We start from the raw sequence: 14,028 nt of genomic DNA, 5'->3' as shown, positions 1-14,028 counted from the left end.
ATTCGGGGCCGGCGTGCCAGCCCGGAGTGTCCGCATACGCCCGCATTCGCGAAACTCCGGTCGCGAAACTTCGGTAGCGAAACTACGGTCGCGAAACTACGGTAGCGAAACTACGGTGCGCGCGACCGCGACGCACGCCCGTCAGCGGGCGAGCGCCTCGCGCAGCTTCACCCGGCCCCCCATGCGCAGAAGGGAGTTCTCGTAGATGCGCGAGCCGATCACGATCACGAATGCCGTCGAAACCAGCAGGATCACGAGGGAGAGCAGCGGTTCCCACCACTCGGCTGTGCCGAGGAAGATTCGCATCGGCATCCCCACCGGTGCCGAGAACGGCACATATGACATGATGCCGAGCACGATCGGATTGTCGTTGAAGATGATCACGAGCAGGTAGGGCACCATCACCAGCATCGTGACCGGGGTGGTGACCGAGGCCATGTCCTCCTGCCGGGAGACGAGGGATGCCGCGGCGGCGAAGAGCGCCGCGAGCAACACGAACCCGAAGGCGAAGAACACGACGAACCAGATGATCGACGGTCCGAGCGTGCCGAGCAGTGTGGATTGCCCGGTGACGAGCAACCCCACCCCGGCGAGGATGGCGATGAGGGCGATTTGCCCGAAGGCGAGGATGCTGTTGCCGAGCACCTTGCCCGCAAGGAGGGTGCGCACCGGGATTGTCGACATGAGGATCTCCACCACCCGTGTGGCCTTCTCCTCGACGACGCTCTGCGCGATGGTCGAGCCGAAGGTCACCGCCGACATGAAGAACACCAGCCCGAAGCCGAGCGCGACGAAGTAGATGAGCAGCGGATTCTTCTTCGAGGTGTCGAGGATCTTCACATCGGGAGCGACGCTCACCGCGGAGATCACCTCGGATGGCGCCGCATCGAGCCCGATGACGGTGATGCCGAGCGTCGACACCGTCGAGTTCGACACGATGGCCGCCTCCACGGCTCCCGAGCGCACCAGCTTCTCCGCCGCGGCGCGAGTGTCGACATCCGTCACCGCGAACTGCGGGAGATCGGGCAGGGCGTTGATCACCGAGCGCTGCACGGCCACCTTCGTCGGCTGGGCGTTCGCGCTCGCGATGCTGCCAATCACGATCGACGCGAGCACCGCCAGCAACAGGATGCCCGTTGAGACGAGGAAGGCCTTGCTTCGCAGCCGCATCATGATTTCGCGGTTGGAGACGAGAAGAGTGCTCTGCAGGAAAGTGGGGGCGACGGTGCTCATTGGATGACCTCCCGGAAGATCTGGGCGAGGGATGGATGTTGCGGGGCGAATCGCTGCACGGCGCCGTCGGCGACCGCGCGCTTCAGCACGGACTGGGCCGCTGCGGCATCCGCCGCTTCGAAGAGGGCGTGACCCCCGTCGAAGTCGACGACGGTGACACCGGGTACCTCCCGGAGCCAGCCGAGGTCTCCGTCGACGTCGAGCTCGTAGCGGTCGTGGCCGTGCTCGCGCTGAAGTTGCGCGCGGGAGCCGCTCGCGCGGATCTCGCCGTTCGCGATGATCACCAGGTCGTCGCAGAGGCGCTCCACCAGGTCGAGCTGGTGGCTTGAAAACAGCACCGGGGCCCCGGCAGAGGCGGCGTCCCGCAGCACGGTGAGCACCGAATCCACTCCGAGCGGATCGAGTCCGGAGAACGGCTCGTCGAGCACGAGCACCTCCGGCTTGTGCACGAGGGCCGCCGCGATCTGCGCGCGCTGCTGGTTGCCGAGCGAGAGGCTGTCGACGGTGTCATTGGAGCGGGCGGCGAGGTCGAGGCGTTCGAGCAGGCTCGTCGTGCTGGCGGCGGCATCCCGGACGGTCATGCCGTGGAGCCGGCCGAAGTAGGTGATCTGCTCGGCCACCTTCATCTTCGGGTAGAGGCCGCGCTCCTCCGGCATGTAGCCGAAGAGGCGACGGTCGTCGCCCGTGAGGGGCGCACCGCCGAGGCTCACTGACCCGGAATCGGCCGAAAGCACCCCGAGGATGATGCGCATCGTCGTGGTCTTTCCGGCACCGTTGCCGCCGACGAAGCCGGTGATTCGGCCGTCCCCCACGCCGAAACTCACGTCGTTGAGCGCGGTCCGACCGCCGTACTTCTTGGTCACCCTGTCGACCTGCAGCATCATGCTCCTGTCCGTTGTGATGTCAACCGTATGACGCGGCGGGAAGCGGGGCATCCCCCACGCGGTGGTTTTCCCGCTCCCTCCGACGGGGGAGTCTCAGCTGCGCGCCACGATGCCGTGCTCGTAGGCGAAGACCACGGCATGCACCCGATCGCGCACGCCGAGCTTCTGCAGGACTTTCGAGACGTGGGACTTCACAGTGGCCTCGCCGACGTAGAGGGCGTGGGCGATCTCGGAGTTGCTCATGCCCCGCGCGAGCAGCCCGAGCACCTCGCGCTCCCGCCCACTCAGGTCGTCGAGTGCCGGGTTCACCGTCGGCGGGGTCGCGGACCGACCCGCGCATCGTTCGATCACCCGCCGCGTGACATCCGGGGCGAGGAGGGCGTCACCGCGGCCGATGATCTGCACCGCTTCGATGAGCTTCTCCGGCGTCGAATTCTTCAGCAGGAAGCCGCTCGCCCCGGCCGTGAGCGCATCGAACAGGTAGTCGTCGCGATCGAAGGTGGTGAGGATGAGTACGCCGGTGCCCGGCGCCTGGACAGCGATGCGGCGAGCGGCTTCGAGGCCGTCCATGACCGGCATCTGCACATCCATGCAGACCACGTCGGGGCGCAGGTCGAGCACCTTCGAAAGGGCCTCCTCGCCGTTCCTGGCCTCGCCGACGACCGTGATGCCCGGTTCGCTCTGCAGGATCACCGAGAACCCCGCCCGCACGAGGTCCTGGTCGTCGACGATGAGCACGCGGAGGTCGGTCATCGCTTACGCCTCCCCGGTGGGGATGCGCGCGCGCACGAGGTAGCCGCCCCTGGCGCGCGGGCCGATCTGGATGGTGCCGCCGACGGCATCCACCCGCTCACGCATCCCGAGGTGGCCGTGGCCCGTTCCGGAGGCGGCGACGGCCGAGCCGGTGCCGGTGTCCCCGAGTTCGAGCTCGACGGCATCGTCGAGATAGCGCAACCGCAGGTCTATCTCGGCGCCCGGGCCGGCGTGCTTGAGGGTGTTCGTGATGGCCTCCTGCGCGATCCGGTACAGCGTTGCTCCGATCGTAGGCGGCACCGGGCGCTCGGTGCCGACGGTGCGCGAGAGGATCGTGACGCCCGCTCCCCGGGTGTCGGCGACGAGGGTCGAGAGCTGATCGATGCCGCGGGTGCTCGGGGCGTCGCCGGCCGGGTGCTCGTCGTCACGCAGGGTGGTGAGCATGCGGTGGAGCTCCGCGACAGCAGTGCGGGCGCTCGACTCGATGGAGCGGAGGGATGCCGCGGCTCCGGCCGGATCGGAATCGACGACTCGACGAGCCGCGCCCGCCTGCACGCCCATCACGGACACGTGGTGGGCGACGATGTCGTGCAGGTCCCTGGCGATCCGCACGCGTTCGAGCGACACCGCCCGCTGAGCATTGATCTCCCGTTCGGCGGCGAGCTCGGCAGTTCGGGCGACGAGTGCCGAACGCTCGCGGGCCGCAGCCCAGGCTCGATCGCCGAAGTAGAACGCCCCGCCGAAGTAGAGCAGGTTGGTCACGATCTGCAGCAGGCCGAAGGCGACGATGGGGGAGATCGCGGTGCTGCGGGGGAGGTTCGCGAGGGAGCCGGGGTCGGAGGCATGCGCGACGAGCGCGATGAAGAGCCACACGAACATCCCGATGACGATCACCACCCGCACGATCGTGGCGCGGCCCCGATGGCGCCCCCAGGCGCCCACCGAGTACAGGGCGATGAACAGGGAGATGTTGGCGAAGAGCGCCTCCGGCACGGAGAGGATCTGAGCGAGAGCGAAGACGACGGCCACCACCATCGCGACGGCCTCCGGCCAGCGACGACGCAACGCCAGCGGAGCCGCGCACACGACCACGTAGATCGCGCTGATCCAGATCGCGGACGGATGCTCGGAGTAGCCGGCGCTCTGGGAGAGCAGCACGCTCAGCGCGGTCGCCCCGAGCATCACGGCCGCGAGCGCCGCATCCCGCACGTACTCCCGGCGCTCGGGCTCGGGTCGCACCCAGTCCCGGTCGATGCCGCCGGGGATCTCGCGCCGACGGTGGGCGCTCGACGGTTCGGTCACGCCGTCAACGCTAGTCCGCACGGTCGTGCGGGGAATCCCCCCTGAGACGGAGACGTCGGTCCGCCAGCGGACGCACTCGTCTGAGCGGCCCGTGACGGCCGTGTGCCGGGGGGGAGCCAGCACCTGCCCACGCAGGTGACTGGCGAGAAGTACACCTTCATTAGTGCGACGAACATGCACTTGTCGCCAGTCAGTGCTTCGGGAGAGCGTGCTGCAGGGCGCTCGCGGCAAAGGTAGTAGCGATCTGATTGAAGGGGTTGCATTCTGCGGACATCCGGCTTAGGTTGACTAAACCGGTTCAGAAAGCTGCCGGACGGTGCGATTCGATCCGCACAACTCACGAAAAAGCACGACACGACCAGCACGACACGCACGACCCAGATCGAAGTGCCACCGGTTCAGACGACTGCCGGCGGCCAATGCGCGACCAGCACGAACGGCGCGACCGGCACGAACGGCGCGACCAGCATCGACCGGCACGACACGACACCGGTTCAGACCACTGCCGGTGATCCAGACACTCAGGGTGGAGTAGTTCATGGCTAAACAGCGCGCGACGATCACCGATGTCGCCCGGACCGCCGGCGTGAGCAAGGGCTTGGTGTCCTTCGCCCTCAACGATCGTCCGGGAGTATCGCCGGAGACTCGTGCCCGCATCCTGCTCGTCGCCGATGAGCTCGGATGGCGTCCAAGCGTCCGGGCGCGTTCGCTCAGCACCGACCGGTCCTTCGCCCTCGGACTGGTCATCGCCCGTGACCCCGAGGTCATGTCAGGAGACCCCTTCTTCCCCGCCTTCATCTCGGGAATCGAGACCGCCCTCGCCCCGGTCGGCCAGGCCCTCGTGCTGAGCGTCGTTGGTAGCGAGGCGGAGGAGGAGGCGAGCTATCGGCAGCTCGCCGACCACGACCGGGTCGACGGTGTGATCCTCACCGACCTGCGTCGCGACGATCCGCGCATCGCGCTCGTCTCGCGGCTCGGACTGCGCGCGATCACCATCGGGCATCCGGATGTCGCCTCAGACCTCCCGTCGGTGACGGTCGACGACACCCCCGGCATCAACTCAGCGGTCGAGCACCTCGTGGCACTCGGTCACCGCCGCATCGCCCACGTCGCCGGGCCCTCTCGCATGCTCCACGGCGTACGACGCAGCGAGTCCTTCCTGGCCACGCTGTCCGCGCACGGTCTCGACGGGATTGTGGTCGAGACCGACTTCACCGCTGCCGGAGGGGCGCGGGCCACCGCCGAAATCCTCGCGCTGTCCCACCGCCCGACCGCGATCGTCTATTCGAACGACGTGATGGCGATCGCGGGCCTCGGGGTCGCCGGTCGCGCCGGGCTCTCGGTGCCCGGCGACCTCTCGATCACCGGATTCGACGGCAGCGACATCGGCGCCCACCTGTTCCCCTCGCTTACAACGGTCACTACGGAGGTGCAGGAATGGGGCCGCCAGGCGGCCGGACTCCTGCTGCGCGTAATCGCCGGCGACGAGGTCGACGACATCGAACTTCCCCCGGCGCGACTCGTGATCCGCGAGTCCAGCGCCGCGCCATCCGTTGCCATTCCCTGACACCCCGAACCCCCATTCCCTGAAACCCCAGAGAAACCGAAGAGAAGGAAAGACTGTGCAAAGAAGAACAGTTATCGCCGCGACAGTGCTCGCCGGCGCGCTCGCCCTCACCGCCTGCAGTGGCGGCGGTGGGTCCACCACCACGACCGGCAAGGGTCCGATCACCATCTGGTACTCGAACAACGAGCAGGAAGTGGCCTGGGGCAAGCAGATGGTCACCGCCTGGAACGCCGCGCACCCCGACGAGAAGGTGAAGGGCCAGGAGATCCCGGCCGGAAAGAGCAGCGAGGAAGTGATCGGCGCAGCAATCGCCGCGGGAAACACCCCCTGCCTCATCTACAACACCGCACCATCCGCCGTCGGCCAGTTCGAGAAGCAGGGTGGCCTCGTCGACATTTCCAAGATCTCGGATGGCGCCTCGTACATCGAGGCTCGCAGCGGAAAGGTCGCCGACCAGTACAAGAACACGGCCGGCGAGTATTTCCAGATGCCGTGGAAGTCCAACCCCGTCGTGATCTTCTACAACAAGGACATGTTCGCGAAGGCCGGACTGGATCCCGAGAACCCGAAGCTCTCCACCTACGCCGACTTCATCGACACGTCGAAGAAGCTGGTCGCCGCGGGAGTCGCCAAGGTGGCCATCCAGCCGGCCCCCACCAGCGAGTTCTTCCAGACGCAGTTCGACTTCTACCCGCTGTATGCCGCGGCTACCGGTGGGAAGCAGATCGTGGCCGACAACAAGGCCACGTTCGCCACCCAGGACGGCTACGACGTCGCCGACTTCTGGCAGACGATGTACAAGGACAAGCTGTCGAGCCCGGAGCAGTACACCGGAGACTCCTTCGCGTCCGGCAACTCGGCCATGGCGATCGTCGGCCCGTGGGCCGTATCCGTCTATAAGGACGTGAACTGGGGATCGGTGCCCGTGCCGACCAAGGACGGCATCGCGGCCGACAAGACCTGGACTTTCAGCGACGCCAAGAACATCGGGCTCTATTCCGCCTGCAAGAACCAGGGCACGGCCTGGGACGTGCTGAAGTTCTCGACGAGCAAGGCCCAGGACCAGAAGCTGCTCGAGATCACCGGGCAGATGCCGCTGCGTTCCGACCTGCAGACGACTTACGCCGGCTATTTCGACAAGAACCCCGCCTACAAGGCGTTCGGCGACCAGGCCTCGCGCACCGTCGAGGTGCCGCCGGGGCCCAATACCGTCGAAATGCTCCAGGCGTTCCGCGATGCCTGGACGAAGACTGTCGTCACCGGCGACGGCGACGTGAAGAGCGCCCTGAAGGACGCAGCATCGAAGATCGACACGATCGCGAAGCAGAAGTAGGGATGTCCACCACGCTGACCCCTCCGGCGGTCGCCCGACCGCCGGAGGGGCGAAAGCCCGCCCGGAAAGGCACCCTTCGGGAACGCGTCCTGGGAAAGCATCCGCTCGGCCTGCTGTTCAGCGCGCCGTACCTGGTGTTCGTGGTCCTGGTCTTCGCCTATCCGCTGGTCTACTCCGTGTGGATCTCGTTCCACGACTTCTTCTTCGCGGCGCCCGGTGCCCAGGTCGAGCGTCCGTTCGTCGGCCTGCAGAACTACATCACCGCGTTCAGCGATCCGGCGGTCATCCGCTCGTTCGGCAATGTCGGTATCTTCCTGCTGATCAACGTGCCGCTCACCGTCGTGCTCTCGCTGCTGTTGGCGAGTGCGCTCAACAAGGTCACCCGCTTCCGGGCGTTCCTGCGAGTGAGCTTCTACGTGCCCTACCTCACGGCGAGTGTGGCGGTCGTCGCCGTCTGGCTCTTCCTCTTCAATGGCAACGGCATCGTGAACCAGGTTCTCGGGCCGCTCGCGCCGAGCCCGTCCTGGCTGGTCAATCCGCACTGGGCGATGCCGTCGATCGCGCTCTTCGTCACCTGGAAGCAGCTCGGGTTCTACATTTTGCTCTACCTCGCGGCCCTCCAGGCCGTGCCAAAGGAGCTTTACGAATCGGCCTCCACCGACGGGGCGGGTGCCGTGCGCAGCTTCTTCTCCGTGACGGTGCCGGGAGTGCGACCGGCCACCGTGCTCGTGCTGCTCGTCTCGACGGTGACCGGGGCGAACCTGTTCACCGAGCCCTACCTGCTCACGGGAGGAGGCGGGCCCAACGGGGCATCCGCCTCGCCGGTGTTGATCATGTACCAGGACGGGCTGCAGCAGGGGCATCCGGATACCGCCGCGGCCATCGGGGTCGTGCTGGTGATCGTGGTACTCGGTATCGCTTTCTTGCAGAACCGCTTCGCCGGAGGGAACGACTGATGGCCGCCAGGAAAAGCACGGACGTCTTCTCGCACACCCGGATGTCGCGCCCCCAGCGCATCCTCCGGGGAGTGGTGCTCGGCATCGGCGCCCTCGCCTTCCTCTTTCCCTTCTACTACATGGTGATCGGATCGCTGCAGGCCAAGCCCGACCCCTCGGTCGCCGGCGCCTTCCCCAACCCGGCCAATATCACGGGGGAGAACTACGTGCAGATCAACGATCGGATCAACCTGTTCCAGGGGTTGCTCAATTCGGGCATCTTCACGGGCGGCGTGCTGCTCGGCACCATGGTGTTCGGACTGCTCGTCGGGTATGCGCTCGCCGTGCTGCAGTGGCGGGGTCGCGGAGTGACCTTCGCGCTCGCGCTGCTGGTGCAGGTGATCCCGTTCCAGCTGCTGATGATCCCGCTGTACGTGCTCATCGCCCGTGACTACGGACTCGCCGACAACTACGTCGGCATGATCCTGCCGTTCTTCATCAACTCCACGGCGGTCGTGATCTTCCGGCAGTACTTCCTGCAGCTGCCCAAGGAGCTGTTCGAGGCGGCACGGATCGACGGGGCGAGTGAACTCGTGCTTCTCTGGCGTATCGCGATCCCACTGGTGCGGCCCGGGCTCATCACTGTGGTGCTGCTCACCTTCATCGGCCCCTGGAACGAGTTCCTCTGGCCGTTCCTGGTGACCAAGGAGGCGAGCCTGCAGCCGCTGGCCGTCTCGCTCGCCAACTACATCTCCAACATCGCGGCCTCGGCATCCAATCCGTTCGGCGCCACCCTCGCGGGTGCGGTCGTGCTGGCTGCGCCGGTCGTCGTGCTGTTCATCGTGTTCCAGAGGTACTTCGTCTCGACCAATATCGGCTCGGGCGTGAAAGGTTGACCATGTTCCCCTTCCCCTACTCCCTCACCCGCACCGGAGTGATCATGACTCCGCTGCCGGGCGACGACCTGGAGGCGGAGGGCGTGCTCAATCCCGCCACCGGGCATTCGGATGACGGCACGCTCTACCTCCTTCCCCGCATGGTGGCCACCGGCAATGTGAGCCGGGTCGGGCTTGCCCGCGTGGTCATCGAGGGCGGCGTGCCGGTGGGAGTGGAACGCGAGGGCGTAGTGCTGCAACCGGAACGGTCATGGGAGCGGGGCGCGAAGAACTCCGGCACCGAGGATCCGCGAGTCACCTTCATCCCCCGACTCGGGCTCCACGTGATGACGTACGTGGCGTTCGGCCCGCTCGGTCCGCGAACCGCGGTCGCGACATCCACCGACCTGAGGCAGTGGACGAGGCTCGGCCCGGCGCTCTTCGAATTCGACGACGCGCTCGATATCGACCTCAACCTGTTCCACAACAAGGACACGGTGTTCTTCCCCGAGCCGGTGACCGCACCGGACGGGGTGGAGAGCTTCGCGGTGCTGCACCGCCCGATGTGGGATCTCGGCGAGATCAAGCCGGGAGAGCTGCGCACTATCCCGGCCGGCATCACCGACGAGAGGCAGAGCATCTGGATCAGCTACGTGCCCGTCGCCGAGGTGGTGGCCGACATCCGCTCGATCGTACTCTGGCGCGGGCACCGGATGCTCGCCGCCCCCGAAGCGCCCTTCGAGGAGCTGAAGATCGGGGGCGGCCCGCCTCCCGTACGGGTCGACGAGGGCTGGCTGGTGCTGTATCACGGGGTCACCGGCGAGATCGACGAGGCATTCACGCAGCAGCAGAAGGTGAACTATTCCGCCGGCGGCATGATCCTGGATGCCGAGGACCCGACGAAGATCCTGGCCCGCACCGCCGAGCCGCTGCTCGCCGCCGAGACCGAGGATGAGCGCAGCGGAATCGTGCCGAACGTGGTCTTCCCCACGGCGATCGAGCGCATCGAGGGCCAGCTCTTCGTCTTCTACGGCATGGCGGACTCCAAGATCGGGGTCGCCCGCATCGACCGCGTGTAAGCCCTCGCCGCCGCGATCGTTCCCGTTCGTCGCTCTTGTTCCTGTTCGTCAGGGCCCATTCCTGAAAAGCGGGAACACTCGCACACATCCTCAACGAAAGGACAGTTCAATGAAGAACTCCATCTCGCGTCGCTTCGTCGCCGGGCTCGCCGTCATGGCGGTGATCGGATCGGTGTCGCTCGCCTCCGGCGCGGCCGGCGCAGACGGCGCTGACGCGACACGTGCACCGGCACGCCTCACCAATCTCGCGCATCTCGACTTCCTGCTCGACACCGCGTCCCCGGGCGCGATCGATGGCCACACCACCTATCGCCTCACGCAGGAACCGGCGATCACGATGCCGTGGACCTACGCGGACTCGCGTCCGGGTGGCACCTTCGCCCGGGTCGGCGGTGGACCGCTCGATGCAGCGACCGGCCACTACGGCCAGGGTGCGTACAACGCTGATGACATCACCAGGGCCGCGGTCGTCTACCTGCGGGACTGGAAGCAGACCGGCTCAGCGACGAGCCGCACGAAGGCGTATGAGCTGCTGCGATCCGTCGCCTATTTCCAGACCGTGACTGGACCGGACGCCGGAAACGTCGTGCTCTGGATGCAAGCCGATGGCACCTTCAATCCGTCGCCGGTGCCGGTGGAGCTGCCCGATCCCTCCGACAGCGGCGCGAGCTATTGGCTCGCCCGCAGCCTGTGGGCATTCGGCGAAGGGTACGCCGCCTTCAAGGACGCCGATCCGAGTTTCGCGGGCTTCCTGCAGCAGCGCCTCCAACTCGGAGTGGCCGCGCTCAACCGCGAGGTGCTGAACAAATACGGAACCTACGCCATCGCCGATGGCGCCCGCGTGCCCGCCTGGCTCATCGTCGATGGTGCGGATGCCACGGCAGAGGCCGTCCTCGGCCTGAGCGCCTACTCTGCCGAGGCCCCGGCGGATGCCACCTCCCGCACCGCGCTTTCGCAGCTCGCGGAGGGCATCTCGAAGATGGGCTCCGGATCATCCACCCAGTGGCCTTATGGCGCGATCCTGCCGTGGGCGGAGTCCCGGTCGATGTGGCATGCCTATGCGTCGCAGATGCCGGCGGCGCTCGCCGCGGCCTCCACGGTGCTGAAGAAGCCGGCACTGCTCGAGCCGGCGGTCGCGGACTCGGTCGGGTTCACCACCGAACTCCTCGCGGCCGGTGGGCCCGACAACGGGTGGTATCCCACGCCGGTCGACACCACCCAGATCGCCTATGGTGCGGATTCCCGGCTGCAGTCGCTGCTCGCCGTTGCCGCTGCGGGGGCCCGCCCCGGCATCCGCGAACTCGCCGGTATCGCCGGGTCCTGGTACTTCGGCGCCAATCCCTCGGGGAAACCGACCTACGATCCCACCACGGGGGTCACCTTCGACGGCGTGCAGCCGGACGGCACGGTCAACCACAACTCCGGGGCGGAGAGCACGATCCACGGGCTCCTTTCCATGCTCGCTCTCGATGCGAATCCGGATGTCGCGGCGCGCGCCGTCGCGACGCCGGTCTCCGTCTCGCACGACGGTCTCACCGTCGTGCAGGCGGAGTCCTCACCGGCGACAACGGGCGCAGTCGTGACTCCCGCCTCGGCCTGGACCGGCGAGTCGCAGTTCGGGGGCGGTGCCTACCTGTCCTTGCCGACGGGTTCGACCGCGACTCTCGCGATACCGGCCGGATCGGGTGCCCGGCATCTCGAGCCGGTGACCTTCCAGCCCAACCCGGGTTCGGCATCCTCGGTGTGGACGGCGGGCCGACTGCCGCTCGGCGTCATCCGCGATGGCGTCGGCGCGCCGGGGATCACCGCCGTGCCCGGCGCGCTGCTGCCGCAGACGCTTACGCTGCCGATCGGCGCCGGGGCGACGACCGTTACCGCTCGTGCCACCTCCGGAACCGTGCAGCTGGATGCCGTTATCGTGCGCCCGCTGGTGTCGCGTCTCGTGCTGCGCGGCGCTTCGGCCTCGACCGAATTGGTGCACTCGACCTCCGCTCTCCCGCTGCCCGCCCGGGTGGGCTCGGCGGCGGAGCGCGCCACCGTGCGCACCTACGATTCGGCGGGTCGTCTGCTGCAGTCGCGGGTCATCTCGGGAGTGGCGACGATCCTGCTTCGACCCGGCGGATTCGCGGTGGTGTCGCGCTGACTTCTTCCTCTGTTGGTCGAGTAGCGAGCGTGTCGAGACCGCACCCTGTTGGTCGAGTAGCGAGCGCTAGCGAGCGTGGGCCCACGTCGCTGGCGCTCCTACTCGACCGGCAGAGCGCTGGCGCTACTCGACCACTGGGCGGTCGCGCCCGGTCAGGCCCGCCGTCGACTCGATAACGGCAGTCATCTTCTTCGAGAGAGCCTCGTAGAACATCGACAGGGGGAACTCGTCGGGCAGCACCGCATCGGTCAAACCCTTCGGAGGGCCATCCAGCGGAAGATCACGCTGAGCCCAATTGGAGGCCGGATGCGGGGTGAGAGTGGTCGACACCAGGTCGTAGGCCGCGAGCCAGTGCGCCGTCTTCGGCCGGTCGATCGACCGCCAGTACAGCTCCTCGATCTCACGACCGAGCGCGATCACCTGGTCAGGAACATCCGCCCAGTCGATCGTGAGGCGGGTGTCGGTCCAGTGCAGCACGTGGTGCTGGTGCAGCCAGGCGAAGAGCAGCTGCCCGCCGACACCGTCGTAGTTGCGCACACGGGTGCCGGTGATCGCGAACCGGAAGATCCGGTCGAAGAGCACGGCGTACTGCACGAGCTTCGCGTGGTCGCGAGTCACCTCGTCGGTGTCCTCTGCGCGTTCGAGGCGCACGGCCTCGCGATACGCGGTGAGGTCGCAGCGCAGTTCCTCGAGCGAGTAGAGGAAGTACGGCATCCGCTGCTTGATCATGAAGGGATCGAACGGCAGGTCACCGCGCATGTGGGTGCGATCGTGGATGAGGTCCCACATCACGAAGGTCTCCTCCGCCAGGTGCTGGTCGTCGAGAAGTCGCGCCGCATCCTCCGGAAGCTCGAGCTTCGTGATCGCGGATGCCTCGCGCACGACCCGGCGGAACCGCGCGGCCTCCCGGTCGGCGAAGATCGCTCCCCAGGTGAAGGTCGGCACCGCGCGCATCGCGATCGTCTCGGGGAACAGCACGGCGGAGTTGGTGTCGTAGCCCTCGGTGAAGTCCACGAACCGAATCGGTACGAACAGTGCGTTCGAGTAATCGCCGGCCTCGAGGGCGGCGACGAACTCCGGCCAGATCACCTCGACGAGCACCGCTTCGACGAGGCGATCGGTGCTGCCGTTCTGCGTGTACATGGGGAACACGACGAGGTGCCGGAGGCCGTCGATGCGATGGAGCTGGGGCTGGAAGGCGGCAAGGGAGTCGAAGAAGTCCGGCACCGGGAATCCCCGGGTGCTCCAGTGCTCGAAGTCCACGGCGGCGGCACGCAGGTAGGCCTCGTCGTGCGGGAACACCGGCACGAAGCCACGAAGGTGCTCGGCGATGGTGGAGACCAGGTCACGGGCATCCGCGTGATGCGCGCTGTCCGGAATGCTGCCGTCCTGCACCTGCAGCGGGCGGAGTGCCGAGACGGCGGCCTTGAGGGTGACCCAGGCTGCGGAATGTTCGACGCCGGAGGCGGACGAGAGGGCACCGTCTTCGAGAACCTCAGGCTCCCCGACGATTGCGCTGCTGGCTGCTGATGCTGCGTATGACATGGTTCGACCTCCGATCCCCACAAGAAACGACGAGACGACGCGAAAGGCGTCTGCTTCGAGGGTATCTGCACGATCGCGCCGTTTGGTTGTCATCGGCGCGGGAAAGTTGCACAGGGAGGCGGTCTCCACGCAGAAGGCGTGCGCACTCCGAGCCAGCGCCGAAGACACGTCAGCGGACTGGTCGTTCGGGCGACCAGTCCGCCGGATCGCCTGGGTAAGGGGCGACGTGGCTCACAGTTCACCGCCATCGCTCGATCCGGGTGGAATATCGAGCGGGAATTCGAGGCGGAAAAACCGAATTCGCACTTTCATGCGCAGGTCAAAGCTAGCAGTATATTGGTCCTCCTAAAGGAGGACACGACCCCCCATTCGGGGTTCT

Annotated in this window: 11 protein-coding genes; 6 read left to right on the top strand and 5 right to left on the bottom strand. The window is 67.0% G+C overall.

What is annotated here, in order from left to right; all coding sequences use genetic code 11:
* Positions 1–141 precede the first annotated feature (141 nt).
* The 4 genes from ACVXZ4_RS17580 to ACVXZ4_RS17565 all read right to left on the bottom strand — a co-directional run bounded on the left by ACVXZ4_RS17580 (position 142) and on the right by ACVXZ4_RS17565 (position 4,172).
* Positions 142–1,233, bottom strand: a complete 1,092-nt coding sequence (locus ACVXZ4_RS17580) for an ABC transporter permease (RefSeq protein WP_461796072.1) — start codon at positions 1,231–1,233, stop codon at positions 142–144.
* Positions 1,230–2,114: an ABC transporter ATP-binding protein gene (locus ACVXZ4_RS17575; protein ID WP_461798022.1), complete on the bottom strand. Its 885-nt coding sequence runs from the start codon at positions 2,112–2,114 to the stop codon at positions 1,230–1,232. Before ACVXZ4_RS17575 ends, ACVXZ4_RS17580 begins: the two co-directional genes overlap by 4 nt.
* A 96-nt stretch (positions 2,115–2,210) precedes the next feature.
* A complete protein-coding gene (locus ACVXZ4_RS17570) occupies positions 2,211–2,870 on the bottom strand; it encodes a response regulator (RefSeq protein WP_461796071.1) in 660 nt (219 codons plus the stop codon).
* Between the two features lie 3 nt (positions 2,871–2,873).
* A complete protein-coding gene (locus ACVXZ4_RS17565) occupies positions 2,874–4,172 on the bottom strand; it encodes a sensor histidine kinase (protein ID WP_461796070.1) in 1,299 nt (432 codons plus the stop codon).
* 538 nt (positions 4,173–4,710) lie between these two features.
* Here ACVXZ4_RS17565 and ACVXZ4_RS17560 point away from each other — a divergent pair.
* From ACVXZ4_RS17560 to ACVXZ4_RS17535, 6 genes are all read left to right on the top strand, one after another.
* The gene (locus ACVXZ4_RS17560; RefSeq protein WP_461796069.1) at positions 4,711–5,739 is read left to right on the top strand and encodes a LacI family DNA-binding transcriptional regulator; all 1,029 of its coding nucleotides are present in this window, start codon (positions 4,711–4,713) and stop codon (positions 5,737–5,739) included.
* Between the two features lie 55 nt (positions 5,740–5,794).
* A complete protein-coding gene (locus ACVXZ4_RS17555) occupies positions 5,795–7,072 on the top strand; it encodes an extracellular solute-binding protein (RefSeq protein WP_461796068.1) in 1,278 nt (425 codons plus the stop codon).
* 2 nt (positions 7,073–7,074) lie between these two features.
* A complete protein-coding gene (locus tag ACVXZ4_RS17550; RefSeq protein WP_461796067.1) occupies positions 7,075–8,028 on the top strand; it encodes a carbohydrate ABC transporter permease in 954 nt (317 codons plus the stop codon).
* A gap of 41 nt (positions 8,029–8,069) precedes the next feature.
* Positions 8,070–8,903, top strand: coding sequence for a carbohydrate ABC transporter permease (locus tag ACVXZ4_RS17545; protein WP_461798021.1), 834 nt, complete (start codon positions 8,070–8,072; stop codon positions 8,901–8,903).
* Between the two features lie 2 nt (positions 8,904–8,905).
* Positions 8,906–9,961 carry a glycoside hydrolase family 130 protein gene (locus tag ACVXZ4_RS17540; RefSeq protein WP_461796066.1) on the top strand — a complete coding sequence of 352 codons (1,056 nt, stop codon included), beginning with the start codon at positions 8,906–8,908 and terminating at the stop codon, positions 9,959–9,961.
* Between the two features lie 109 nt (positions 9,962–10,070).
* The gene (locus ACVXZ4_RS17535) at positions 10,071–12,104 is read left to right on the top strand and encodes a hypothetical protein (RefSeq protein ID WP_461796065.1); all 2,034 of its coding nucleotides are present in this window, start codon (positions 10,071–10,073) and stop codon (positions 12,102–12,104) included.
* A 123-nt stretch (positions 12,105–12,227) separates the two neighbouring features.
* On the opposite strand, the gene ACVXZ4_RS17530 is transcribed toward ACVXZ4_RS17535, so the two are convergent.
* Positions 12,228–13,649 carry a DUF6421 family protein gene (locus ACVXZ4_RS17530; protein ID WP_461796064.1) on the bottom strand — a complete coding sequence of 474 codons (1,422 nt, stop codon included), beginning with the start codon at positions 13,647–13,649 and terminating at the stop codon, positions 12,228–12,230.
* Positions 13,650–14,028: the final 379 nt, after the last annotated feature.

The sequence above is a fragment of the Lacisediminihabitans sp. FW035 genome (assembly GCF_054880895.1).
Note: the sequence above shows the minus strand (reverse complement) of the source record. Positions and strands in the feature narration are given on the sequence as shown.